The organism is Nocardia sp. NPDC050713 (assembly GCF_040654315.1).
In the GTDB taxonomy this organism is placed as follows: Bacteria; Actinomycetota; Actinomycetes; order Mycobacteriales; family Mycobacteriaceae; genus Nocardia.
Genome location: NZ_JBFAHS010000005.1, coordinates 398,618 through 424,987 on the forward strand (window position 1 = coordinate 398,618; position 26,370 = coordinate 424,987).

Here is a 26,370-nt window from a genome sequence, read left to right on the forward strand (position 1 = left end):
AGCGTGATGAACGGCAGTCCGATGCGCAAGGTCGCGCTCCGCAACCTCGCCGCGCACAAAGTCCGGTTGGCGCTGACCCTGCTCTCGGTGGTGCTCGGCACCGCCTTCATCGCGGGTTCGTTCGTCTTCACCGACACCTTGCAGCGCACCTTCGACGGCCTGTTCGCCAGCCAGGCGAAAGGCGTCGACGTGCGGGTGAGCCCGAAGGAACAGCAGTCCTTCGGCGTCCCGCTCGGCGTGGTGGACATGGTCTCGGGGATGGACGGCGTGCGCGCGGTCGCGCCGAGCGTGAACGGCCCGCTGGTGCTGCTCGACCCCGAGGGCAAGAAGCCGGTGCAGACCGGCGGCGCGCCCAGCTGGGGCGAGTCCTACGTCCCGCCCGAACACGCGGTCGCGGAACCGCCGACGTTCGTCGCGGGCACGCCGCCCACGAAGGCGGGGGAGGTCGCGATCAACAGCGGGGGCGCCGAGGTCGCCGGTCTGAAGGTGGGAGATCGGACCAAGCTCCTGATCCCGTCGCAGAGCACCCAGCAGCGGCCGGTCCTCGACGTCACCGTCAGCGGCATCTACGAGTTGCCTTCGGACACCGGTGGATTCATCGGCCTCTACTTCGACGACGCGCAGGCCAGGCAGCTGTTCACCGACGGCACGCACGTCGCCTGGATCGACATCGCCGCCTCCGGCTCGGGCGACGAATTGCGCGACCGGATCGCCGCCGCGCTGCCGGACTTCAAGGTGCAGAACGGCGAGCAGGTGCGCGCCGATATGAAAGCCCAGGTTTCCCAGGCGCTGAACTTCATCAACTACTTCCTGCTCGCGTTCGGCGCGATCGCGCTGATCGTCGGCACGTTCATCATCTACAACACCTTCGCGATGATCGTCGCGCAGCGGCTGCGCGAGCTGGCGCTGCTGCGGGCGGTCGGTGCCAGCAGCGGGCAGGTCGGCGGCTCGGTGGTGGCCGAGGCGCTGGTCATCGGCGCGATCGGCAGCGTGATCGGCCTCGCGGCGGGCGTCGGCTTGGCGTTCGGGCTCTCGGCGGTGCTCAACGCCTTCGATCTCGGCCTGCCCACCGGTTCCATGGCGGTGCTGCCGCGCACGGTGGTCGTCGCACTGGTTGTCGGTCTCGTCGTCACCGTGATCAGCGCCTACGCGCCCGCGCGCCGGGCGGCGAAGATCCCGCCCGTCGAGGCGATGCGGGAGGAATTCGCTTCCGCCGGTGAATCGTTGCGGATCCGCACCGCCGTCGGCGCGGTGCTCGCCGTGGTCGGCGTTGTGCTCGTGCTGCTCGGCTCCCGCTCGACGGGCGGCAGCGCCGCGGCGACGGTCGGTGCGGGCGCGCTGGCGCTGATCCTCGCCGTGCTGCTCGCCTCGCCCGCGCTGTCGCGTCCCGTGGTCGGCGGCCTCGGGGTGCTGATCCGCCCGTTCGGGCCGATCGGCCGGATGGCGCGCAACAACGCGGCGCGCAATCCGCGCCGCACGGCCGCGACGGCTTTCGCGCTCACCCTCGGCCTGATGCTGGTGTCGTTGATCAGCATGCTCGGCACGTCGGCCAAGGCCAGTGTCGCCGTGCTGGTCGACAAGGGCGTCAAGTCCGAGTACGTGCTCGCGGGCCCGCAGCAGTCCCAGCTGATCGGACTGCCGCTGGGCGTGCCGGACGCGGTGCGCGCCGGCGTGCCGGAGGCCGCCGAGGTGATCGGCTTCCGCGGCGTCGCGGTGAAGGTCGGTGACGATCGGCTGGCGGGCGTCGCGCCCGACGGTCCGATCGACAGCGCGCTGAACTACGAGATCCTGCAAGGCACGGGCACCCTCGGTGAGCGCGGCATCCTGGTCTCCGACGACGAGGCGGCCCAGCACGATTGGCGGGCCGGTCAGCAGATCGAGCTCACCACGCTGGACCGCAACCAGAAGGTGCCGGTCACCATCGCGGGCGTGTACAAGAAGACGCCGCTGCTCGGCGACCTGGTGGTGCCGCCAGCGATCTTCGAAGCGGTGACGCCGACCGCGTTCCGCAACAACTTCTACGTCCTCGTCAACGCGAAGCCGGGCGCGGACGTGGCCGCGATGCGCGCCGACCTGGCGAAGGCGACCGATCAATTCGCGGTCGTTCAGGTGCAGGACCGCGAGCAGTTCAAGGGCGCGCAGGGCCGCCAGATCAACACCCTGCTCGCCATCCTGTACGGCCTCCTCGCCTTGGCCGTGGTGATCGCCATCCTCGGCATCATCAACACGCTCGCGCTCTCGGTGGTGGAGCGGCGCAGGGAGATCGGCATGCTGCGCGCCGTCGGCACCATGCGCTCGCAGATTCGCCGCACGATCTACCTGGAGTCCATGCTGATCGCGGTGTTCGGCGCCCTCGTCGGCGTGGTCCTCGGCATCGGCCTGGGCATCGGATTCCTGCGCACGCTACGGGATTTCGGCATCGACCAGATCGACATCCCGTGGACCCAGCTGGTCCTGGTGCTGATCTCCTCGGCCGTCGTCGGCGTGCTCGCCGCGCTGTGGCCGGGCATCCGGGCCGCACGCACCCCACCGCTGGCCGCCATCGCGGACATTTAGTCGACACAGCCGGACGCGCTCCGCCGATAGCCTGCGCATGGCCGGAGCGAAGGCGGAGATACGCCTAGGCCTGGTCCCGGCTTTCGAGCCGGGCCAGTCCGCAGATTGCGACATAGTTGCCAAGGCTGAGACGAGTAGCGAACTACTCGCGCCCCGCGCCCAGCGGCGCCGCATGATTCCGGTATGTCCAGGGTCTTCCTGAGTCATTCGAGCCGGGACACGCGGCAAGCGGTCGCGCTGAAGGCGTGGCTCGTCGAGGCGGACCCGGGCCTCGCCGACGAGATCTTCCTCGATCTGGATCGGCGGACCGGGATTCGCGCCGGTGTCCGCTGGAAGGACGCCCTGCGGCGAGCGAGCGAGCGCTGCGAGGCCGTCATCTGCTTGCTGTCCGAGAACTGGGACGCCTCGCACGAGTGCAAGGTCGAGTATCGGTCTGCCGAAACGCTGGGCAAGCCGATCTTCGCGGTTCGATTGCAGCCGCTGAAGGGCCGGGACATCACCAGCGAATGGCAACGGTGCGATCTGTTCGGCGCGGGGCCGCACACCTCGATCTCCGTCGACGACGGTCCGCCGGTCGAATTCCGCACCGAAGGCCTGCTGCGGCTGCGTGACGGTCTGCGGGCGGCGGGCATCGGCGCGGACACCTTCGCTTGGCCGCCGCCCGACGACCCGGAACGGGCGCCCTATCGCGGCTGGCAGCCGCTGGAAGCGGTGGACGCCGCCGTGTACTTCGGCCGCGACGCGCAGATCGGCCGGGCGCTCACCGTCATCCGAGCACTGCGCAATTCCGGCGTCGGTCAGTTGTTCGTCGTGCTCGGACCGTCCGGGGTCGGGAAGTCGTCGTTCCTGCGCGCGGGTTTGTTGCCGCGCTTGCACCGCGACGATCGCCATTACCTGCCCGCCGGGATCGTGCGGCCGCAGCGCTATGCCCTGACCGGCGACGGCGGGCTGGCGCACACGATTCACCGGCTCCGCGTCGATCTGGGATTGCGTCAACCGAGTCTCGGTGTCATCAAGGAGGGCATCCGCGATGTGGCACGGGTGCGGGCCTGGCTTGCCGAGGCGCAGCGGGCAGCGCGAGAGCGAATAGTCGATCCCACCGACGACGAGCCGCCGACCCTCGTGCTTTCCCTCGACCAGGCCGAGGAGCTGTTCGGCGTCGACGCCGACGAGGAAGCTCGGGCGTTGCTCGCCCTCGTCGGCGAGCTGCTCGATCCGCACATCGCGATGTCGATCGTCGTCGTCGCGACCATTCGGGCCGACCGGTACGAGCCGCTGCAGACCGCGCCGGAACTGGCCGATGTCGCGGTCCGCCCGTTCGACGACCTGAAACCGATGCCGCAGGCGCAGTTCAAAGAGGTCATCTGCGGGCCTGCGCGGCGGGCGCGCCAAGCGGGCAGCAAACTCGACTTCGCCCCGGACCTGGTGGACCGGCTGCTCGACGACTGGTCGCACGGCGCGGACACCCTCCCGCTGCTCTCGCTGACCTTGGCGCGTCTGTACCAGGACTACGGCGATGGCGAGATCACTCTCGCCGAATACGAGGCGATGGGCGGCTTGCGCCGCGTCGTGCAGAGCGAGGTCGACGAGCTGCTCGCGGTCGATCCCGCGGTGCGACAGGAACAACTCGCGGTGCTGCGGACGGCGTTCGTGCCGTGGCTGGCGACCGTCGACCCGGACAACGACCAGCCGATGCGCCGGGTCGCGCGCTGGTTCGACCTGCCAGCGCCCAGTCGTCCATTGCTGGAGCGTTTCATCGCCCAGCGGCTGCTCGTCCGGGACGAGCGCGACGGTGAGATCGTGGTCGAGGTCGCCCTGGAAAGTCTGCTGCGGCAATGGGACGCGTTGGCCGAGTGGCTGCGGATCGAGGCCGCCGACCTGAAGGATGCCGTCAATCTGGAGCGAGCGGCGCTGGCCTGGGATCGCAACGGACGCCACGACGAGTGGCTGCTGGCGGGCAGCAGGCTCGCCGACGCCGAATCGCTGGTCGTCGAACCGGGATTCCGGGACCGGCTCGAGGACGTGCGGGAGTTCCTGTCGGCCTCGCGAAAGCACGAAGACCGGTTACTCGCCGAAGAACAGGAGCATCGGGAGGCCGAGCTGCGGGCGGCCAGGGACCGGCAGGAGGCGGCGGAAGCGTTGGCGGCGGCGGAAAGTCGCGCGAAGGAGGACGCGGAGCGCAATGCCCGCATGTTGCGCAGACGGTCGAGGATTCTGCGGGCGGTGTTGATCGTCGTGGTCGTCGTGGCGGTGGTGGCGGCGGTCGGATTCGTGCGGGCGTTGCGCGCGGAGGATCGGGCACGCTCGAATGCGCGAGATGCGTCGGCGGCGTCGCTGGGCGCGCAATCTCAGCTCATGCTGAGCGAATCGTGGCCGGGCATGAGCGACGACGTGTTGGGAATGCAGATGGCCTTGGCCGCCAGCAGCTTTCCGTCGAAGTCCGATGACCGCTTCGCCGTACTCAATGCGATCCACCAGACGCGCAACGTAACCAAGATCTACGGCTTGAACGGCGCTAGTACATCCAGCGTGAAGTTCAGTCCGGATGGCAGTCGGATCGTCACCACTCGCGGCAACGCGATCGAATTGGTGGACGCGGGAACCTGGCAGCGAATCGGCGATGTCATGACCGGGCACAAGGGCGAGGTGAACGAACTCGCCTTCAGCCCGGACGGCAGGCGCATACTGTCCGGCGGCCGCGACGCGACGGTGCGACTCTGGGATGCGGAAACGCAACACCCGATCGGCGAGCCCATGCGTGGGCATAGCGGGCCAGTCACGAGTGTCGCGTTCAGTCCCGACGGGAGCGCGCTTGTCTCGGGAGGCGTGGACAAGACCGTGCGGTTGTGGGATACCGAGTCACGGCGACCGATCGGCGAGCCGATGTCCGGATCCGAGAAAGAGGTCATATCGGTTGCGTTCGGTGCCGCCGGTCTGATCGCCTCGAGTGGCTTGGACGGCGCGATCCGGCTGTGGGACCCCACATCGCGGCAGCCGGTCGGTGCGATCCCGACTGGCCAGTTCAATGTGAACAGTGTCGCGTTCAGCCCGGACGGCGCCCGGCTCGCCTCGGCGGGCACGGACACGACGATCCAGATCTGGGATCCGCGCACCCGCCTGCCGATCGGCGAACCGATGCGCGGACACACCGCGGTGATCGCAGATGTGACGTTCAGTCCCGACGGCGCTCGACTCGCCTCCGCGAGCGAGGACAAGACGATCCGAACGTGGGATGCGGCGTCCGGGCACCCAGTGGGTGAAGCGCTGCGCGGGCACGAGTCCGCGGTCACCAGTGTCGCTTTCCACCGCGACGGGCGACGGATCGTTTCCGGCGGTCTCGATGCCACGGTGCGGGAATGGATCGGAAACACTGGCACCGTGTACCGCGAAGGCCCGGTGATCGGGGTCGCGATCAGCCCGGATGGCAGGCGCATCGTGTCGAGCACGGTGGACGGGACGATCAGCCAGTCGGAGATCGACACCGGCAAACAGGTGGGTCCCGTTGTCCGCGGCGATGCCCTCGAGGGTGCGGTTTACAGCGCCGACGGCAGGCGACTCGAGTCGATCAGCACGAGCCATCTACGAATGTGGGATGCGAATACCGGCGAGCCGGTCGGTGCGCCGATTCCTTTCCCGCCCGAGACGAAGACAGCTCTCACCAATGGTGATCGCATAGCGGCGTCGTTCACGGAATCGTCCGGTCAGCTGTGGAACCTGCCGTCGATGCGACCGATCGGCCCGTCACTGGACGAAGCCACGGGGGTCCTGTCCGCTGAGTTCAGTCGTGATGGAAAGGTACTCGCGGCCGGGGGCGCGGACTGGGTGGTGCGATTGTGGGATGCGACGACGGGCCTGCGGGTCGGGAAGTCGATGGAGGGCGCGGGGTGGGTGTCCGCTATCGACTTCAGCTCGGATGGTCGTCGGCTCGCGGTCGGATACTTCGACAAGTCGGTGCGGCTGTGGAACGTGGACACCGGGGAACAGATCGGTGATCCGATGTGGCACGACGGCTGGGTGATGGATGTCGAGTTCGGCCCGGACGAAAAGACTCTGGCGAGTGGCAGTGTGGACGGAAATGTCCGGCTGTGGGATGTCGCATCGCAGCGGCAGATCGGCCCCGCGATGATCGGCCACGCAGGAATGATCGCGGACGTCGACTTCACACCGGACGGCGCAAGCATTTTCTCCGCGAGCGCCGACAAGACGATCAGGATTTGGCCGGGGTCGACGTTCGACACCGACAAGCTTTGCGCCAAGATGACTTACAACATGAGCCGGGAGACATGGAACGAATGGGTCTCGCCCGACATCGAGTATGAAAAGGTCTGCCCGGATCTCCCGATCGTGGGCGAAGAAGGTGGGTAAACCACGACCGCCCGCATCGGGCCCATTCAGCGCCCGGCATTCGGTGTACTGAATCGACGACGACTCCAGAGGAATTGGAGATATCCGGCTTCGTGCCGGAGCGGGCCGTCAACCCGGGTAGCGGGCGTGCCATTCGGCCGTGGGCTCGCCGTGCGCGTCGCGCGGCGGGGTCGGGCCGAACTCGGTGCAGTAGTCGGCGGCCAGGCGGTCGATGATGGGCGCGACGTCCAGCGCGGTGCGCCAAGGTTCGGGAATCGCGGTGCGGCCGTGGCGGGCGCCGAGGATGCTGCCGCACAACGCGCCAGTGGAGTCGCTGTCGCCGGAATGGTTGACCGCCAACAGGACTCCGTGGCGGAAGATGTCCTCCGGCGTCCCGCCGACGGACTGCGCGCACAGCGCCGCGTAGACGGCGATGCCGAGCGCCTCGGGCGCGATCCAGCCGCGCCCGAGCGCGTCGAAGTCCTCCGGCTGCGGCATCGCACTGGTGCGGCGCGCGGTGGCGGCGGCCAGCTCGATGGCCGCGGTGAGCGCCGCGGAGGTCTCCTCGTGGTGCTCGTGGCGGGCCAGCTCGGTGCGGACCTGGTCGAGCGCGGCGTCGAGTTCCGCGCCGCGGCCGAGCAGATAGATCAGCGCGGCCACCGCTCCGGCGGGCAGCCAGCCGCTGGGGTGTCCGTGGGTGAGGGCCGCAGCGTCGCAACCCAACTCGAAGACGTGCTCCAGTGCGTCACCTGCCCGGTCCACGGCATAGCCGAAGCCGCAGGGCACCACGCGCACCGCGGCGGCGCAGCCCTTGGAATCGTTGATCGGCTCGGTCCGGGTGCCCAGCGGGCGGGCCGGTTCGCGCCGCGCCGCCGCCTTCTGCAATGCGGTGTAGGCGGCTTGCGTGATGCCGCGGTATCCCATCAACTCCGGGTGCGCGGCCAGCGCGCTGTGCGGCCGGAACTCCTGCTCCGGGATGGTGACGCCCTGCCCCTGCAACCACACCAGGAAGCCCTGCTGCATCATGCCGAGCGTCGCGCCGCCGATACCGCGTGACCGCGCCCGTACCGAGCCTCTGACGAGAGCCTCGACGGTGAACAGCGTCAGCTGGGTCTCCTCGGAGATTCTGCCCTCGTACGTTTCCGGCGAGCCGGTGATACCCCGCGGGCCGTACCGCTGCCGGATGTGGTGCAGCAGCAAGTTTTCCACCGGCGCGCCGAGTGCGTCGCCGATGGCGCCGCCGAGCAGACAGCCGTGCACCACGTCGTCCTGGGTGCGCAGGTTCCTGCGGAAGTCGGCCGCGTGCATGGTCACGTCGGGAGCGGTGGGCCGCGCGTGCGGCTCGGACCACGGCCGGGCCTGCGGGCCGCTCGGCGTCGGTCGCGCGGGGGGTTCGGCCAGTGACTGGTCGGTTGTTGGCACCTTGTCGCGCAAGGCGCGGACGACGTCCTCGGCGAATTCCCCGCACGAGTCGTACCTGTCGCCGGGGTCTTTCGCCATCCCCCTCGCGAGCACCGGGTCCAGGCGCGCGGGCAGCTCCGGCCGCGTCGCGCGCGGCGACGGGATCGGGCCGTGCAGGTGCCCGAAGAGCACGGCGGGCAGATTCGGGCCGTCGTACGGTCCCGCGCCGGTGAGCAAACGAAACAGCGTGCACGCCAACGCGTACTGATCGCAGCGGTGGTCCAGCGGCGCGTTGGTCAGCTGCTCCGGCGCGGCGTAGGCGAGGGTCGCGGTGAGGTTGCCGGTGCGGGTGAGCCCGGCGGTGTCGTCGAGCAGTTTGGCGATGCCGAAGTCGGTCAGCAGCACCCGCTCGTCGAAGCCCGTGCCGACGCCCGCGGAACGGGACAGCAGGATGTTGGCGGGCTTCACATCGCGGTGCAGCACGCCCCTGGCGTGCGCGTAATCCAAGGCGCCCGCGGTCTGCACGACGATCTGCGCGACCCGCTCCGGCGACATGTCGCTCGGCGGCGCCGCGGCGCTGTCCTGACCGTCCACGTACTGCATCGAGATCCACAGCCGCTCGTCCTCGATGCCGCGGTCGTAGACGGTGATGATGTTCGGGTGGTCCAGCTGCGCGACCAGGTCTGCCTCGCGCTCGAACCGCCGCCGAATCTCGGCGTCGTCGAACATCTCCCGGTGCAGCAGCTTCAGCGCGGTCGTCTTCGGCAGCCGGGGATGGCGCGCCGCGTACACCGCGCCCATGCCGCCGCGCCCCAGCTCGCGTTCGATCACGTAGCCCGCGAACACCTCACCACGGCGCAACATCCGTGCCCCCCATCCAGCGTGCCGAGACCTCGACGAGTCTAGAACGGCCTCATGGCTTTCCGGCGTTCACGTCGGCCCAGGATCGGACGTCGCCGCGATCCAGCGCCACGGCGAGCAGGTCGGGGAAGCGGTCGGGCGTGCAGGCGAAGGCCGGAACGCCGAGCGCGGCGAGGGCGGCGGCGTTGTCGTGGTCGAAAGCCGGTGCGCCGTCGTCGGAAAGGGCGAGCAAGACGACCACCTGCACACCTGATTCCCGCATGGCGTGCACCCGGCGCAGCATCTCCGCGCGGATGCCGCCCTCGTAGAGGTCGGAGATCAGCACGAAGAGCGTGTCGGCCGGACGGGCGATCAGCGTCTGACAGTAGGCGAGCGCCCTGTTGATGTCGGTGCCGCCGCCGAGCTGGGTGCCGAACAGCACGTCGACGGGGTCGGTGAGCAGATCGGTGAGGTCGACGACCTCGGTGTCGAAGACCACCAGCGACGTGCGCAGCGCCCGCATCGACGCGAGCACCGCGCCGAACACCGAGGCGTACACCACGCTCGCGGCCATCGACCCCGACTGATCGATGGCCAGCACGACGTCGCGCCGCACGCTCTGGGTGTTGCGACCGTAGCCGACCAGCCGCTCCGGGACGACCGTGCGGTGCTCGGGCAGGTAGTTCGCCAGGTTCTTCCGAATGGTGCGGTCCCAGTCGATGTCTCGGGCCCGCGGCCTGCTGACCCGCGCCGCCCGGTTGAGCGCGCCGGAGACGGCGGTGCGGGTGTGCGTGGCGATGCGCTGCTCGATCTCGCGCACCACCCGCTCGACCACGGTGCGCGCCGTCGCCTTGGTCGTCTCCGGCATCACCCGGTTCAGGCTGAGCAACGTGCCGACCAGATGCACGTCGGGTTCCACGGCGGCGAGCAGCTCCGGCTCCAGCAGCAGTTCGGTGAGTTGCAGGCGGTCGATGGCGTCGCGCTGCATCACCTCGACCACGCTGGACGGGAAGTAGGTGCGGATGTCACCGAGCCAGCGCGCCACCCGCGGCGCCGAATCGCCGAGACTGCCGGAACGTTTCCCGGAGGTTGGCTCGTCGCCGGTGTTGTAGAGGGCGCCGAGGGCGCGATCGACGGCCACGTCGTCGGCGCCGCCGAGTCCGCCGACCTCGGGCTCGGCCGCGGCCCCGAGCACAAGTCGCCACCGGCGTGCGAAATCCTCCCCGGCCTCACTCATGTCCCGCCTCCTTCCGACCGTTTCCCGTCGCTCCGGATGACGACCGAAGGTGACCGCCACGTCGATCGATTCGATGGCGAGCGGTGGGGCCGATATGGGGAATCATCAGGCGACTCCGAGGATCTCGGCGGCGGTACGCATGGCGCGGCGGCCGCGTTCGACATCGACGCCCGCCTGCTCCGATGTCACGAAACCTGCGGTGTCGTGGATCGCACGGCCGATGGCGCGGCGTTCGCCGGATTCGAAGGCGCCGAAGGTGCGGCGCAGCACCGGCAGCGTCTCCAGGAACTGCTCGTCGTCGAGGCCGCGCAGCCATTCGTCGATGCGGCGCAACAACTCTCGGTCGTGCACCAGCAGCAGGCCGCGGCCGCCGAGGAAGCCGTCGATCCACGCTGCCTTGGAAGCGGGGGTCGCGCCGACCGACAGCGCGGCGGACAGACGGCGTCCGGAATCGGCGTCGTCGATGATGCCCGCGTCGCTGAGCAGTCGCACCGCGCGGCCGACGAGCGCGCCGTGCACGTCCTGGCGGTCGGCCAGCTTGCGCAGCGCCGCCAGCCAGGTCTCGGTGGCCCACGCGTCGTCGCGAGTGTGGATCGCCAGGTGCGCGGCGTCCAGCTGGGTGCGCAGTTCGGCGGCGGCATCGGCGTCCAGGCCGGTGACGGCGCCGGGCAGACCCGCCGCGATACGGACCAGCAGCCCGTCGGCCACGTGCGCGAGCGCCTTGGTGTCGGTGCCGCGCACGTCGCCGTAGCGCAGCGTTCTGATCAGGCCGGGCAGCGCCGCGAGCAGGTGGGTGACATCGTGATCCAGCGCCGCGACGGTCTCCAGGCGCTCGATGAGCCCGGAGGTCGCGCCGCCCAGGTCGGCGAGCAAGGCAAGTTCCAGTGCGCCCGCGAGGTCGGCTAGCGTGCGGTCGGGCCGCCGCGCGGTGTCCAGGATCTTGGTCTCGGCGGCGGTGCGCAACGTGGTGCCCCAGCGCGAGGCCTCGATGACGGCGACCGCGAACTCCGGGCGCCACTTCAGCGTCCACGTCTCGCGGAAGGTGCCGGTGCTGCGCACCTCCCCGATGGTCGGCGTGCCCCACTCGACACCGAGCAGCCGCAGCCGGTGCAGCAGCCGCGAGCGTTCCAGCTCGCGCTCCTTGCGCAGGTCGAGATCGACGGTGCGCGCGGTCGGCTCCAGCTTCATCCGCAGCCTGCGCACCCTGGCGCGCAGGTCGGCGTCGAGCGGCACCGTCGGCGCGTTCTCCGGCACCGCGCCGAGCGCCTCGCCGACGACCAGCTCGGTGGTCACCACGTGCACCATGGTCTCGTCGCCCCCGCACATCACCGCGCGCACCGCCTCGGTGACCTCGGAGAGTCCGGCCAGCGGTCGTTGCCGCAATGCGGCAAGGGTTTCCGCGAGCCGGACCGCCTCGATGACGTGCGCGCTGGACACCGGAAGATCGTGCGCGCGCAGCACGCCCGCGACCTTGGTGAGCCAGCGCGCGATCGGCCGGTCGGGTGCGGTGAACAGGTGGTGGTACCAGCCGGGCGAGTCGACGCCCGCGCCGTAGCCGGAGGACGCGGCGAGCCGGGAATGGGTGTAGGGCACCCAGGTGACGGTGGCCTTCACCTTCGGCATGCCCTTGAGCAGCCTGGCATCTGGCGCGGCCGGGCCGAGCTTGCCCGCCAGCGCGGGCGCGTGCCAGGCGCCGCAGACCACGGCGAGTCGACGCGAGCCGCCCTTGAGCGCCTTGCGCATGGTCTGGCGCATGTACGCCTCGCGGCGCAGGGTGTGTGCGTCGATCGCGGCCGGGGTCGGTCGACGGCGGCGCGCGATCGGTGCGGCGGATCCGCCGAATTCGTCGGCGGGACCGGCGCTTTCGAGCTCGACCTGTTCGTCCGAGGGTTCGAGGAGCTCGATTTCCTGTGCCTCGTTGTCGGGCGTCTCGCGCAGCGCGGCCATGGCTTCGGTGAGCGCGTCGAAAACATCGATGTCCGTGGTCGATTCGACAACCGCGTCCCACCAGCGTTCGGCGTCGTCGTAACCGGCGGCGGCCGCGAGGTGGGCCAGCGGGTCGACGCTGTCGCCCGGCTCCGCCTCGGCGGCCAGCACCGCGCTGCCCGGCAGATCGCAGAAGCGCACGGGGACTTCGTGTTCGGCGGCGTAGCGTAGCGCCTGCCATTCGGGCGAGAACACGGCGTAGGGCCAGAACACCGCGCGAGCGGGTTGATCGGGCACGTAGGCGAGCAACGCCACGGGCGGGGCCATGCCTTCGGCCGTGACGAACCCGACCAGGGGATCGGCGTCGGCGGGACCCTCGATGAGGATGGTGTCGGGCCGAAAGTCCTCCAGCGCCAGACGAAGTGAGCGGGCCGAGCCAGGGCCGTGGTGCCGAATGCCGAACACCCGCGTCACCGCGTCGTTCGAGACGGGGCCTTCATCCCGCCTCCGCGGGTCCGCGGACACAGCTGCGGCGCCTGCCCCACACTCGGTGTCGGTCGGGCCGGTTCCCGAAAGGGGTGCGCCGTCCTCGGGTGCTCGGTCGTTCGCTGGCTCGTCCATGACCTCAGCCGGTGACCTCGCGGCAGGCGCGGTAGAAGTCCGCCCAGTCCGGGCGTTCGCGCACAACGGCTTCCAGATACTCGGTCCACACGGCGGCGTCGGCCACCGGGTCCTTGACCACCGCCCCGAGCAGCGCGCCCGCGATGTCGGTGGCCCGCAGCACCCCGTCGCCGAAGTGGGCAGACAGCGCGATGCCGTTGGTCAGCACCGAGATCGCCTCGGCGGTGGACAGCGTCCCGGAGGGCGACTTGAGCTTGGTGCGGTTGTCGGCCGTCATGCCCGAACGCAATTCGCGGAAGACCCGCACCACGCGGCGCACCTCCTCGGCCGCCGCGGGGACCTCGGGCAGCTCCAGTGCCGCGCCGAGCTGCGCCACCCGCCGCGTCACGATCGCGACCTCGTCTTCCTCATCGGCGGGCAGCGGCAGCACCACCGTGTTGAAGCGGCGGCGCAGCGCGGAGGACAGCTCGTGCACGCCGCGGTCGCGATCGTTGGCGGTGGCGATCACGTTGAAGCCCTTGGCCGCCTGCACCTCGCGGCCGAGTTCCGGTATGGGCAGCGTCTTCTCGGACAGCACGGTGATCAGCGCGTCCTGCACGTCGGACGGGATGCGAGTGAGTTCCTCGATCCTGGCCAGCGCTCCGGTGCGCATCGCGGTCAGCACCGGTGACGGGACGAGTGCGGCGTCGCTCGGGCCTTCGGCGAGCAGTCTCGCGTAGTTCCAGCCGTAGCGGATGGACTCCTCCGCCGTGCCGGAGGTGCCCTGCACCAACAGCGTGGAGGAGCCGGAGATCGCGGCCGAGAGATGTTCGGACACCCAGGTTTTGGCGGTGCCGGGCACGCCGAGCAGCAGCAGCGCACGGTCGGTGGCCAGGGTGGCGACCGCGACCTCCACGAGGCGGCGCGGGCCGACGTACTTCGGGGTGATCACGGTGCCGTCGTCGAGCGTGCCGCCGAGCAGATAGGTGACCACCGCCCACGGCGAGAGCCGCCAGGAGGGCGGGCGCGGGCGGTCGTCGGCGGCGGCCAGCGCGCGCAGCTCCTCGGCGTAGGCCTGTTCGGCGTGCGGGCGCAGCAGGGTGCTGGCTTCGGTGCTGGTCACGGCAACTCCTCGAGCATGTCCGAGCGGTGGGTGAGGTCGGTGGCGAGCTGGTCGAAGGCGCGGGCCCACGCCACATCGTCGCAGCGCTTGGCGATCGAGGCGACGGTGGCCGCCGCGTCGACCGGCAGGTGCACCGCCGCCGCGGTGAGCAGCGATCGGTGCGCGGTGGGACCGGTGCCGTGACTGCCCGCGCGCTGGGCGGCGAGGCGGGCGCGCTCGAACAGCAGCAGGATCACGTGTTGTGCCAGCGGCTGCGGCCACGGGTGCGGCAGGGCGGGCAGCAGCGCCTCCAGTTCGGACAGCCAGGCGCCGTCCAGGCGCAGCAAGTGCCGGACGCGCTCGTCGACCGGAAGCAGGGCGAACAGCTCGCGGCGGCGCAACAGCGCGGTATCCGAGGGCACGCCGTTGGCGAACAGTGCCGCCGCCCAGGGCGAAGCCTGTTGCGCCAGTGCGGCATCCACCCAGCCGTCGAACAGCGGCTGGCGGAACCGGTCGTCCACCGCGACCCGGACGGCCTGCTCCGGCGCGCCGAGCGCGGCCGCCCAGTGCCGCAGCGGCGTCGCGGCGACCAGCTGACGCAGGCGTCCCGCGGTGACGTCCGGGACGCCGTTCCATCGGTAGCTGAATTCGACGGCGCGGTCGGTGATTCCGTCGCGGCGGACGTCGGCGTCCAGCGGGTCGGGCAACTCGATCGATAGCCGCGTGCGGTCGGCGTCCACCGCGATCCAGTCGGCGGCGCGCCGCAGCATTCGCTCCGCGAAGGCCGAATCGGGAAGCAGGGCAAGCAATCCGGCGGCGGTACGGCGCACTTCGACTCGGCGGTCGTCCAACGCGGTCTCCAGCAGCGGCTCGTCGGCCGCGCCGATGCCGTCGGCGAGTACGGCGAGCAATTCGGCCTTCACCTGGCCGGTTTCCGTTGCCCACGTGTCGGTGAGCGCCGCGCGCGCGGCGTCGGCGTCGCGGGTGCGCAGGCGGGCGAGCCAGTCGCGCCGTTGCGTGGTCGAGCCGTAGCGCCAGATCTCCTCGGAGTCGGTGTCGACGACGAACTCCGACAGCAGGTTTCGCCACTCGGGATGCCATTGCGCGAGCCAGCGCCCGCGTTCGCCCGCCAGTCGCAGCAGAGGTTCGCGCAGCAGGGACTGCGCGTCGGCGGATTCCAGCAACTGGGCGGCCAGCGCGTCGGGCGCGCGGAAATCGTGCGGCGCGGCCGCTTCGAACCATTCGGGCAGGAAGCGAGACCGGTCGCGCAGCATGTCGGCGAGGCGCACGGCGGCGGCGCGGGGGAGCTGCGCGCGATCGTCGTCGGGGGCGGGTGGCGGCACGGTGGCCTTCGGCGGGGCGATCCCGCCGCGTGCGAAAGTGTCACGCAGCGAGGCGGATTCGAGCAGCAGGAAGGCCGGGTCGGTGCGCAGGCGAGTGGCGGCGGCCGCGACCGGCGCGGGCAGCCGCGCGGGATCGAACGTCCGGCGCGCGGTGCCGAGCAGCGCCGCCGAGATCAGGTCGTCGGTCGCGCCGCTCGGCGCTGTGGAGTCCCGGTACAGCGCTGGCTCGCTCTCGAGATCGGTCATCTCGCCCACGGCGAACACCGAGATCGGGACGAGTCCGTCCACGGTCCACTCGCCGAGAACTGTCACCGGATGCCCCCCGGACACCGCGAGCAGCGACCACGGCTGTTCGCCGGGCGCGAGGGGCAGCGCCGCACCCTGGGCGTCGACCACCTGCCAGCCCGCGTCGGTGATCACCGGAATCACGTTGCGCAGCAGTATCGGCCACGAACGCAGCCAAGGGTCCGCGCCGATGGCCGTGGCGTGGGCGTCCAGCGCCCGGCGGACGGTGCTTTCCGTGGTCGGCCCGGCTGGGATTCCCGCCGTCGCGCCGTCCGCAGTGGGAGGAGCAGGGGGAGCAGTGGGAGCCGCGGCGTCGGCCGTCGGACCGGCGGGAATGGTGGTGAACGGTTCGTCGGTGCCGTGGCGCTCGCCCCACAGAGCGCGCAGGGGCGCGGCGCTGGGGTAGTAGTGCAGAGTCGCCTCGGCCATGTGCCCGAGGTCGGGGGCGGTCGAGGGGAAGGCGGGTGCGCCGAAGGCGTGGTCGACGAGCAGCGCCCAGCGGTGGGTGCGGCGGCCGTAGAGCCAGGTGCGGCGGGTGTAGAGACGGTCGTCCTCGGTGCTGCGCACGCCGAGGGTCATCCACTGGTCGCGGACTACCGGTTCGGCCCGCACCGCCTCGGCCGGGTTGGGATAGCCGATGTGGGTGCGGACACTGGCGCGCAGGGCGGGCGGCAGATCGTCGAGGCGACGGTGCGCGGCGACGAGCAGGTGCAGCCTGGCGTATTCGCGCAGCACCGGCTCTGGCCAGTCGGCGCGGGTCGCCATGATCAGCGGGAGCCTGTGCAGCGCACCGGCGACGCCGGGGGCCTGCGCGTCCACCATGCGCGCCGCGATCGTCTCGAACGCCCGGTAGGACCGGTCGGCCTGGGTGAGACCGGTGCGGACCTGGTCGCCGAGCCAGATGTCGAGTTCCTCCAAGCCCGCGGTCACGCGCACCCGCCGCTGCTCCGCGGTGGCCGGATTCGCCGTGCGTTGCGCGGTGGGCTTCGGGGGATGGGCCGCGCGCCACGCCAGCCATTCCGCCGCGAAGTCCGCGACCTCGGCGGTGGGCGCCACCGCGCCGCGCGACCAGAGCAGCAGCAGCGAGAGCGCGTGCTTGCACGGCGTCTTGCGACTCGGACAACTGCACGAATACGCGGGGCCGGACAGATCGACGATCGTCACGTACGGTTCGGGCCCGCTGCCCCGGCACCGGCCCCACACGGCATCCGCACGGCACCCGGTGTCGCGCCAGCGGTCCGCGAGGGCGCGCGCCGCCCCGAGCGAGCTCGCGTCCGGCGCGAGCGCGCCGACCCGCTCCTCGGGCCACGGTGCGTTCATCGGGCGGCGCCCGAACGTCCGTGCGTCATCCTCGTCTCCCGTTTTCCTCGTTGTTCGATTTCTACCCGAGCCCGCCGACAGCTCCACAGGTGCCTATCCCTGTACGCCAACCAGATGCCGCCCGCCCAAAACTCCAGGCGCGGCCGAAGCGGAGGCAGCGATACGCCCTTGTGTGCGTAGCCGGACGAGTTCGCTCGAAGCCGCGCGCATGACGGGAGCGCAGGTGGAGGTTCTATTGCCCGGAAGTCGCTGCGCCGACGCCGGATTCGTGGCCATCGAAGTATTGCGCCGAATTGCGTTGTCTGGCATCCTGTTCTGTTCGGCTCCGTCCGAGCCACCCAAATCGGGTGACACACCATCGAGCTGCCCGCCGGGGTTGGCCGAGGGGTGGACATCGAGGCGCGGCCGAGCCCGTTCGATGGCCATATCCATCCCCGCCGGGCAGGTTCGCATCCCTTCCGTTCGTCCACCGCCGGTGGGCCAAACCCGATGTGATCGGGTAGCGTTTCGCTCAGCTTTCGACGGTGACACCGCGCGCGAATGCGGGAGGGGCGCGTCGCGGTGCGGTGTGTAGGGGGTTTTTCACGTGTGCCCGAAGCCCGCGGTCGACACGACGGCGGAGGCCGTACCGCGCCTGACCGAGGTGGTGGCGCGTCGGCTGAACGAGGACCCGTCGGTCACTCCGGACGTGGCGCACGCCGTGCTGCGCGCGCTGGGCGCCATCGATTCCCACGATCGGGCAAGCGAATTCGACGACTCGGGCATCTTCCTGCGCGCGATCCGGGTGCGCGGCTTCCGCGGTATCGGCCCCGAGGTGACGCTGGATCTGCCGCCCGGTCCCGGCCTCACCCTGGTGGTCGGGCGCAACGGCAGCGGCAAGTCCAGTTTCGCCGAGGCCGCCGAGCTGGCGCTGACCGGAGGCAACCGCCGCTGGGAGGGTCGCTCCGCCTCGTGGCGCGAGGGTTGGCGCAACCTGCACGACGGTGACACCGCGCGCATCGAACTGGAATTGCTCACCGGCGGCGAAGATCCGGAACTGATCATCGCCAAGGAGTGGTCGCCGACGGCCGAGCTGACCGACGCGCGCTGGAGCGAGCGGCGAAAAGGTGGCGCGACAAAGGAATTCGACGCCGGACGCTGGACGTCGGTGCTCGAGCTGTACCGCCCGTTCCTGTCCTACAGCGAACTCGGCACCCTCGTGGACGGCAAGCCGAGCGACCTGTTCGACGCGCTGCACCAGCTGCTCGGCCTCGACGAACTGACCTTGGCGCAGGATCGGATTCGCTCGCGCCGACTCGAATTGGAGCGCGCCGCACGGGATTCCCGGCAGGAGCGGATCGACCTGCTCGCGACCATGGAGACGCTGGCCGACGATCGCGCGGTGCGGATGGCGACCCTGCTGCGCCCGGCGCAACCCGACCTCACCGCCGTCGGCCGCGACATGCTCGGCACCACCGACGGCGCGGACGGCCCGGAAGGGCTGCGCGCCATCGTGCGGCTCGCGCTGCCCACCGAGGCCGAGGTGGACGCGGTCGCCACCCGTCTCGAAGCCTGCGCGGCCACGCTGGCGCGCGATTCCACCGCCGACGCCGAGGCCGACTGGCGGGTGTTGCAGCTGCTGCGCCGAGCCCGCGAGCACGCGGCGGCAAGCGGGGACTGCGCCTGCCCGGTGTGCGGGCGCGGCCGGCTCGACCAGGAGTGGTCGCGTCACGCGGACGTCTCCATCGCGCGGCTCTCGGCAAGGGTCGACGCGCTCACCAACGCACGCGACGAGCTGCGCAACGCGGTGCGCGCCGCGCGGGCGCTGCCCGAGCACGTGCCGCCCGAACTCGACTTCGATCCGCGCAATCCGCCCACCGTCGACACCACCGCGGTGCGCAGGGCGTGGACGGAATGGGCAGCGCTGAGCGGCGCGGAGTACTCGCCGGAGCTGCCGGATCGGTTGCGCTGGGCGCACACTCGCCTCGTCGACGAGCTGGAACTCGTCCAGCAGGGCACCCGCAAGGAGCTGGACCGGCTGGACGAGGTGTGGGCGCCGCTGGTGCCGCGGATCGCGGCCTGGCTGGACGGCGCGCGCGAGGTGGCGATGCGGTCGGGCGAACTGCGCACCCTCAAGCGCGCCGAGGACTGGCTCAAATCGGCCACGGCGGGTCTGCGCGATGAGCGCATGGCTCCGCTGGAGACCACTGCGCGCTGGGTCTGGCGCACCCTGCGTCAGCAGAGCAACGTCGAACTCGGCGCGATTCGGTTGCAGGGCAACGCGGGAACCGCGCGCCGGGTGCTGCTGGACGTCACCGTCGACGAGGTGGACGGCGCGGCGCTCGGCGTGATGAGCCAGGGCGAGCTGCACGCGCTCGGCCTCTCGCTGTTCCTGCCGCGCGCGACGGTGGAGGACAGCCCGTTCCGCTTCGTCATGATCGACGACCCGGTGCAGGCCATGGACCCGGCGAAGGTGGACGGTCTGGCCAGGGTGCTGGCGTTCGTCGCGTGGACGCGGCAGGTGGTGGTGTTCACCCACGACGAGCGGTTGGCCGAGGCGGTGCGCCGCATGCAGCTGGATGCCTGCGTGCTGGAGGTGCAGCGGCGCGAACGCTCCGTGATCGAGGTGCGCACGTCCAGCGATCCGGTGCGCCGCTACCTGGACGACGCGCGGTCGCTGGTGCGTACCCCGCAGCTGCCGCCCGCCATCGCGGACGAACTCGTCGCGACGTGCTGCCGATCCGCGCTGGAGGCGGCCAGCTTGGCGAGAGCCCGGCGCGAGCTGTTGGCGCGCGGCATGAACCACCGCGAGGTGGAGCGGCACATCGAGGGCGCGCAGACCACCCGCGCGATGGTCGCGCTCGCGACGATGGGCGTGGGCTACAACGTCGACAACCTCAACAAACACCTTGCGCGCGAAGGCAGATGGCTGGTCGGCGCGCTGCGCGACGTGACGGCGGGCGCGCACGTGCCGATCGATCGGGGGATGCGCGAACTGATCTCGAACACCGAACGATTCATCGCCTGGATGGGCCGGTGAGCGAGCGCAGCGCGCCGTCGCGCGCGAGGCAGCGCAGCGGGCGCGGCGAAGTTGTGTGCGAGCGCGTCGCGGTCGGTAGCGAGGCCGAGTCGTGAACGAGCGTCGGCGGCAACGGGACCCGCGGAGGCGTCCGCCTGCCCGGTCGCACCGAGCCAAGCCGAGGGCGCCGCGACCGACCGTCGCCGAGCGGCTCGACGCGGTGGACCGCCTGCTGGACGGCGAGGTGACCGCCGCGGGCGGCGTATGGTCGCGAGCGACGGCCTGGATTCTGCGGCTCGCGCTCGAGCAGGCGGTCGACGAACTGTGGGCGCGCCGCGCCCCGGAACTGGCGCGCTGCCCGATGCGCGCCCAACTGCTCGCGTTGCGCGTCTACGCGGGACCGGAGACCGGCGCCCAGGTGGCCGCCGTCTGGGCGGCACTCTCCCGCGCCGCCCACCACCACGACTACGAACTCGCCCCGAGCGTCACCGAACTGCGCCGCTGGCGCGAACAGACCGCCGCCATCGCGGGTGTGCTGGCCAGAGTCGGCGACGGCGGGTCGGCCTGGGTGCGTTCCGAGATCGCCCCGGACTGACCACCGGCTGTTGAAAGCCATCCTGAAACGCCAGCATGCGTATTACCAGAGGAGCTTGTCAGTTGTTCACCGAAGAGAAGCCGACCTTCGTGCGGGTCAGCGGGCCTGGTGCGCCGATGGATTGCGTGTGGGAGGGAGCCTCGGACCATATCGGGCCGACGGAGACCGTCACTCCCTTGGTCGATCGGCTGTCCGGGACGACGACCTGCGCGCAAATCGCGCTGTGTGCGGGAGTGCTGTTGTGGGGAACTTGGCGCCTGCGCGGCCTGACCCAGGTGGAACACAACTTCGAACTCGCCGAGGCGGCATTCGCCTACTGCGTGGATTGGCGCTATGTCGACGTGGACGCCGGGCCGAAGGGCCGGGCACCACATCAGCCGCCGGAGCTGTCGGCGATGATGCAACTGAACAGGTTCATGCGCGCGGCGCTCGATCGCGATCGTTGGGACAGTTTCTTCCAACCGGTCTTCGAGACGTTCCACTCCGCGAACATCGTCCACCACATCCTGGAGCCACAGGACCGGCCCGGATTCGACCGATGGCTCGACCGAGCCGCTGAACGAATCAAGCTGCATTTTCCCAAGCCGGCTGACGAGTATCGCGAGTACGAGACCTTCGACAGCGACGACGCGTACAACCAGTTCGTCGCGCCACATCGCGGTATCGCCGTCCCTCCCCAGTTGCTGAATCCGGACTTCGATTTCGAGCCTCGGCAGCGGACGAAGCTGATGGCGGAGTTTCTGGCGGGCCTGAATCCGGACGAGAACCGGTATCTACGCAACCCCGAGGCGATGGTCGAGTTGGGCTTCGCGGGAACGCCTTACCAACTTTGATCTTGCCGGTGGGAGCGGGTGCGTGGGGCCAAGGCGACAAAGCCGCTGCACGGTGTTCTGGGCGGGCAGAGGAGAATCCGGGTATGAGTCAGTCGCAGCAGTGTCCGTGCCGCCGCGGGGAACCGTTCGAGGAGTGTTGCGGTCCGGCGCTTTCCGGTGTGCGCCCGGCGGCGACGGCGGAGGCGCTGATGCGTTCGCGCTACACCGCGTTCGCCGTGGGCGACGTCGATTATCTGCGGCGGTCGTGGCATTCGCGGACCAGGCCGAAGCGGCTCGAGCTCGATCCCGGGCAGCGGTGGCTGTTTCTGGAGATCGTGCGCACCGAGCGCGGCGGGCCGTTCGACGATACGGGGACCGTCGAGTTCGTCGCGCACTACCGCGCCGAGGGTGGGCGCGGCTCGCTGCACGAGGTCAGCCGGTTCGTGCGGGAGGACGGTGCGTGGGTCTACCTGGACGGTGTCATCGAGCCGTGAGCGGTGGCGTCGGGCATCGTCGCCGGTGCGGGGCGTGAGCCGCGCGCCCGGCATCAGCTGCGGTCGAAGCGCGCGCCCGACGACGCTTCGGTAGCGTCCACCCCTATGCCACGTGTTGCGATCGAGTACTGCACCCAGTGCCGCTGGCTGCTGCGAGCGAGCTGGATGGCGCAGGAGCTGTTGAGCACCTTCGCCACCGACCTGGGCGAAGTAGCGCTGATCCCCGGCACGGGCGGGGTGTTCCGGATCACCGTCGACGGCGAACAGGTGTGGGAACGCAAGGCCGACGGCGGTTTCCCCGACATCGCCGTGCTCAAACAGCGGGTGCGCGATCGCGTCGCGCCGGACCGTGACCTCGGCCACGCCGACCGGCGTGAGACCGGCGACTCCGACTGAGCCGTAAAGGCGTCAGCCGCAGCAACCCCCGCCGCAGCAGCCGCCACCGCTCGGCGGCGGCGCCGAGACCTGCGGCGCACCACCGCCACCACGACCGACCGTGGCGAACGTGGTCAGCAATTTCACCGTGTCGTCGTGGCCCTGCGGGCAGGCCGCCGGGTCCGACGACTGGGCCATGGGGCGATTCACCTCGAAGGTGTCACCGCAGCTGCGGCACCGGAAGCTGTAATTCGGCACCGGCCCAGGGTAGCGCGCGGATCACGGATGACGCGTCCGCCCTGTGGCACTCCGTAACCGCACGTACCCTCGAATTAGAGATCACGACGTGCGGACCCGGGGTGTAGCAAACCCGCAGCGCACCGACGGGTCGTGGGCAGGAGGTGCGGAACGATGAGCACTCAGTTCGAGATCGAGCCGGGCTGGGATGTGGACGGCGCCGAGCCCATAGTCGAGACGACGTCCGGCCGGGTGCGTGGTTTCCTCGACGGACCGGTCGCCGCCTGGCGCAGCATCCCCTACGCGGCGCCCGTCACCGGCACGCGGCGGTTCCGTCCGCCGACCCCGCCGGAACCGTGGGACGGCGTGCGGGACTGTCTGACCTTCGGCGCGATCGCCCCGCAGACGATGGGCACCATGGTGCCGGTCGATTCGGAGCTGCGGATGGGCGAGGACTGTCTGTGGCTGAACGTGTGGGCGCCGCGCGCCCGCTCGGAGGAGCCACGCCCGGTCATGGTCTGGCTGCACGGCGGCGCCTACTGCCTCGGCACCGCGGCACAGGCCATCTACGACGGCCGCCGGCTGGCCGAGGCGGGCGACGTGGTCGTGGTCGGCGTCAACTACCGGCTCGGCGCGCTGGGCTTCCTCGACCTGTCCTCGCTGTTCCACGGCTTCACGCCGAACCTCGGCCTGCACGATCAACTCGCCGCGCTCGAATGGGTGCGCGACAACATCGCCGGGTTCGGCGGCGATCCGGACAACGTGACGCTGTTCGGCGAGTCCTCCGGCGCGGGCTGTGTGACGGCGCTGCTCACCGCGCCGCGGGCGGCGGGGCTGTTCCATCGCGCCATCGCGCAGAGCCCGCCCGCCACCACCGTCTTCGGTCCGGAGCGGGCCGCGATCGTGGCGCGGCGCTACCTGGAATTGCTGGGGATGTCCCCGACGCAGGCCCTCGACCTGATCGACCTGCCGATCGAGCGGGTGGTGCAGGCGGCCGGGGTGCTGCTCGACGAGATTCCGCTCGAGGAACCAGGCCGCCTCGCCGCGGCGCCGGTGGTGGACGGCGATCTGCTGCCCGGCTATCCGATCGACCGATTCCAGCGGGGTCGCTCGCACCCGGTGCCGCTCATCGTCGGCACCAACAAGGACGAGGCCTCGCTGTTCCGGCTGTTCCGTTCGCCGATCATGCCGGTGACGCCAGACGCGGTGAACCTGATGCTGCGCGACGTGGCCGCCGGTCACCCGGGGCTGTCGGCCGAGCGGATCGCCGAGATCACCTCGGCCTACCCCGATCTGGCCAAGACCCGCGGCGCGCTGGCCATGTCCACCGACGCGGCGTTCCGCATGCCCGCGCACTGGGTCGCCGACGCGCACGCGGCCCACTCGATGACCTGGGCCTATCGCTTCGACCACGCCACACCGATGCTGCGCGCGGCCCGCGTCGGCGCCGGGCACGCCACCGAATTGCCGTATGTCTTCGGCAATTTCGGCACGCTGAACCACGACCCGACGTTCTGGCTCGGCGGCCGCAAGCAGGCGACGGAGGTGTCGGGGCGGATGATGCGCCGCTGGCTGGCCTTCGCGCGACACGGCGTGCCCGCCGCGCTGGACGGTTCCAAGCACTGGCCGCCGTACCGGCCCTCCACCCGCACCACGCTGCTCGTCGACGCCGTCGACCGCGTCGTCGACGATCCCAACCGGGACCTGCACACCGCGTGGGGCGATCAGGCCGTCGGCTTCAGCTGAGCCCCAGACGGAGGTCGGCTCCGGCGCCTTGGCCACCGCGCGGCGGCCGAGCCGCACCGGCATCCGCTCGTAACCGTGCAGCGTGAACAGGCTCCTGCGCCGCGGCTCGCCGTCCAAGCGCAGGTCGGGGAACCGCTCGAACAGCGCGCGCAGCGCGTACACGCCTTCCATCCGGGCCAGGCTGGCGCCCAAGCAGGCGTGCACGCCGTTGCTGAACGACAGGTGATCCTTGGCGTTCGCGCGGGCCACGTCGAAGCGGGTCGGATCCGGGAAGATCTTCGGATCGCGGTTCGCACCCGCCAGCGAGAGCACCAGGGTGTCGCCCTTTCGCAGCTGCCTGCCGTCGAGTTCGATGTCGGCCAGCGCGGTGCGCGCGGTGGTCTGCACGGGCGAGTCGATGCGCAGCACTTCCTCGATCGCGTTCGGCCACAGCTCCGGTTCGTCGCGCAGCCTGGCGAGCTGGTCGGGATGACCGAGCAGCTGCACGACGCCGTTGCCGATCAGGTTCACCGTAGTCTCGAAACCCGCGCCCATCAGCAGGCTCGCGGTGGCCTTCAGCGCGTAGTCGTCCAGTTCGCCCGCGGTGACGAGGGTGCTGAGGATGTCGTCGCCGGGCTCGCGGCGCAGGCGGGCGATGTGACCGTCGAAGTAGTCGTTCATCACCTCCATCGCCTTCATGGCGCGGTGGTGCGCGCGCCACGAGATGCCGACGTCCAGCAGCGGTGTCAGCTGGTCACCCCAGGCGAGGAAGCGGGCGCGGTCGGAATCGGGGAAGCCGAGCATCTCGGAGATGATCGCGATCGGCACCTGCGAGGCGAACGAAGTGATCAGATCGGCCGAGCCGCCGGAGGGCAGCGCGTCGAGCAGTTCCTCGGTGACCGTTTCGACGCGGTCGCGCAGCTTGGCGATGGCGCGCGGGGTGAACGCCGAGGCGACCGGCTTGCGCATGGCCGTGTGGTCGGGCGGATCGATCACCAGCATGGAGGGCGGGTCGACCGGATTGGGTGGCATCGGCGCACGGCCCCCGAGCAGCCGCAATGGCTTGGGGATGTCGAAGCTCTCCGGGGTGCGCACACCGAAGCGGGTGTCACGCAGCACGGCCCTGGCCAGTTCGTGGTCGAAGGTGGCCCAGGACAGCGGCGTGCGCACGATCCGCCCGCGGGCGCGTAGCTCCTCGATGAGCGGATAGGGATCGGAGATGCCGTCCGGCCCGCCCATCAGCCGCGCGAACGGATCACCGCGACGCGCCTGGGTGCGCAGGACCAGCCTCGGCGTGCCCTGCTGCGACAACCAACGGAACGAATACTGCGGCTTCATATCCCACCAACCTCATCGTTGTGCGATATGTCCACCGTACGGACTCGAGGCCGATTCTGGAACGTGCTCCGGTCGGATGCGTTCTCCTACCCGGGTAGGAGAACGCGGCGTCAGCCGACCTGGACGGTGACGCGCTCGCTCTCGATGCGGCGCTCCCGACGGTCGGGGTCCGGATTGACGACCTGCACCAGGGAAGCGCCCGCGGCGAGCACGGCGACGAAACCGTTGATCAGTTCGTCCGCGGTGTCCCACGGCGCGCTCGACAGCACCCGGTCGCCCTCCGCGAACCCTTGGCGCATGGCCGATTTGCGTGCGGCGGCGAGCACCTCGGCGACCTGCATGCCGTCCAGCGCGACGCCGGTGCCGCGCGGGAAGAACTGATCGCCGTGCACGCGCACCGCGGTGGCGAAATCGGTGATGCCGACCGGCAGGTCACGGACGGGCGCGCCGAGCGGGTCCAGCGAGAGCGCGGCGACCTCGGCGACGCCCTCCGCGTCATCGATGCGGTCGGCCGTCACCAGCGCGAGATCGGCGTCCGGATCGGGACTCAGCACCACCTCGGTGCCCGCCCACCAGCAGCCGAGCAGCACGGCGGCGGTCTGCCAGTGCGCGGGCAGCAGCACCGCGACCCGCGCGCCGGGGCTCAGGCCGAATTCGTCGCGGATCAGGTTGGCCGTCTTGGCCGCCCAGTTCGCCAGCGTCAGGCCGGACAGTTCGATCCGGGCGCCGGTGGCGTCGTCGTAGTAGGTGACGCGCGGTCCCGCGGGCTCGCGGGCGAGGATCGGGTCGAGCACCGCCTCGGTGAGGGTCAGTGCATGGGTCTTGTCACGCATCAGTGGCTT

General features: G+C 70.6%; 15 protein-coding genes and 1 pseudogene. 8 read left to right on the forward strand and 8 right to left on the reverse strand.

The window, feature by feature from the left end:
- The first annotated feature begins 6 nt into the window (after nucleotides 1–6).
- Complete coding sequence (locus tag AB0H49_RS13340) at nucleotides 7–2,556, forward strand: FtsX-like permease family protein (protein WP_355001773.1); 2,550 nt, start codon at nucleotides 7–9, stop codon at nucleotides 2,554–2,556.
- Nucleotides 2,557–2,739: 183 nt separating this feature from the next.
- The gene (locus AB0H49_RS13345; protein ID WP_357250822.1) at nucleotides 2,740–6,921 is read left to right on the forward strand and encodes a TIR domain-containing protein; all 4,182 of its coding nucleotides are present in this window, start codon (nucleotides 2,740–2,742) and stop codon (nucleotides 6,919–6,921) included.
- A gap of 108 nt (nucleotides 6,922–7,029) precedes the next feature.
- Here the strand turns inward: AB0H49_RS13345 and AB0H49_RS13350 are convergent, their stop codons facing one another.
- The 5 genes from AB0H49_RS13350 to AB0H49_RS13370 all read right to left on the reverse strand — a co-directional run bounded on the left by AB0H49_RS13350 (nucleotide 7,030) and on the right by AB0H49_RS13370 (nucleotide 16,954).
- Complete coding sequence (locus AB0H49_RS13350; RefSeq protein ID WP_357250825.1) at nucleotides 7,030–9,165, reverse strand: ADP-ribosylglycohydrolase family protein; 2,136 nt, start codon at nucleotides 9,163–9,165, stop codon at nucleotides 7,030–7,032.
- A 49-nt stretch (nucleotides 9,166–9,214) separates the two neighbouring features.
- Complete coding sequence (locus AB0H49_RS13355) at nucleotides 9,215–10,378, reverse strand: VWA domain-containing protein (RefSeq protein ID WP_357250828.1); 1,164 nt, start codon at nucleotides 10,376–10,378, stop codon at nucleotides 9,215–9,217.
- 105 nt (nucleotides 10,379–10,483) lie between these two features.
- Nucleotides 10,484–12,778 (reverse strand): DUF5682 family protein, encoded by a 2,295-nt coding sequence (locus AB0H49_RS13360; RefSeq protein ID WP_357250831.1) that lies wholly within the window; start codon nucleotides 12,776–12,778, stop codon nucleotides 10,484–10,486.
- A 151-nt stretch (nucleotides 12,779–12,929) separates the two neighbouring features.
- Nucleotides 12,930–14,027 (reverse strand): AAA family ATPase, encoded by a 1,098-nt coding sequence (locus AB0H49_RS13365; RefSeq protein ID WP_357250834.1) that lies wholly within the window; start codon nucleotides 14,025–14,027, stop codon nucleotides 12,930–12,932.
- Nucleotides 14,024–16,954 carry a DUF5691 domain-containing protein gene (locus AB0H49_RS13370; protein ID WP_357250837.1) on the reverse strand — a complete coding sequence of 977 codons (2,931 nt, stop codon included), beginning with the start codon at nucleotides 16,952–16,954 and terminating at the stop codon, nucleotides 14,024–14,026. The genes AB0H49_RS13365 and AB0H49_RS13370 overlap by 4 nt, the downstream gene beginning before the upstream one ends.
- 586 nt (nucleotides 16,955–17,540) lie before the next feature.
- On the opposite strand from AB0H49_RS13370, the gene AB0H49_RS13375 reads away from it, so the two are divergent.
- The 5 genes from AB0H49_RS13375 (at nucleotide 17,541) to AB0H49_RS13395 (ending at nucleotide 22,249) form a co-directional block, all read left to right on the forward strand.
- Complete coding sequence (locus AB0H49_RS13375) at nucleotides 17,541–19,973, forward strand: AAA family ATPase (protein ID WP_357250840.1); 2,433 nt, start codon at nucleotides 17,541–17,543, stop codon at nucleotides 19,971–19,973.
- Nucleotides 19,974–20,064: 91 nt separating this feature from the next.
- On the forward strand, nucleotides 20,065–20,547 hold the full coding sequence (locus tag AB0H49_RS13380; RefSeq protein WP_357250843.1) for a hypothetical protein: 483 nt from the start codon (nucleotides 20,065–20,067) through the stop codon (nucleotides 20,545–20,547).
- A gap of 62 nt (nucleotides 20,548–20,609) precedes the next feature.
- Complete coding sequence (locus AB0H49_RS13385; protein WP_357250846.1) at nucleotides 20,610–21,380, forward strand: hypothetical protein; 771 nt, start codon at nucleotides 20,610–20,612, stop codon at nucleotides 21,378–21,380.
- Nucleotides 21,381–21,463: 83 nt separating this feature from the next.
- A complete protein-coding gene (locus tag AB0H49_RS13390; RefSeq protein ID WP_357250849.1) occupies nucleotides 21,464–21,853 on the forward strand; it encodes a YchJ family protein in 390 nt (129 codons plus the stop codon).
- Nucleotides 21,854–21,958: 105 nt separating this feature from the next.
- Complete coding sequence (locus tag AB0H49_RS13395; RefSeq protein WP_355001759.1) at nucleotides 21,959–22,249, forward strand: SelT/SelW/SelH family protein; 291 nt, start codon at nucleotides 21,959–21,961, stop codon at nucleotides 22,247–22,249.
- A 12-nt stretch (nucleotides 22,250–22,261) separates the two neighbouring features.
- On the opposite strand, the gene AB0H49_RS13400 is transcribed toward AB0H49_RS13395, so the two are convergent.
- Entirely contained in the window at nucleotides 22,262–22,486 is a 225-nt protein-coding gene (locus AB0H49_RS13400; protein WP_355001758.1) for a zinc ribbon domain-containing protein, read from the reverse strand.
- 153 nt (nucleotides 22,487–22,639) lie between these two features.
- Between AB0H49_RS13400 and AB0H49_RS13405 the strand changes: the two genes are divergently transcribed.
- Nucleotides 22,640–24,211, forward strand: coding sequence for a carboxylesterase/lipase family protein (locus AB0H49_RS13405; RefSeq protein ID WP_357250852.1), 1,572 nt, complete (start codon nucleotides 22,640–22,642; stop codon nucleotides 24,209–24,211).
- Between the two features lie 39 nt (nucleotides 24,212–24,250).
- Here the strand turns inward: AB0H49_RS13405 and AB0H49_RS13410 are convergent.
- A pseudogene (locus AB0H49_RS13410) lies at nucleotides 24,251–25,528 on the reverse strand (cytochrome P450); the annotation flags it as partial.
- Between the two features lie 110 nt (nucleotides 25,529–25,638).
- Nucleotides 25,639–26,361, reverse strand: coding sequence for a TIGR03089 family protein (locus AB0H49_RS13415; protein WP_357250855.1), 723 nt, complete (start codon nucleotides 26,359–26,361; stop codon nucleotides 25,639–25,641).
- Nucleotides 26,362–26,370 lie beyond the last annotated feature (9 nt).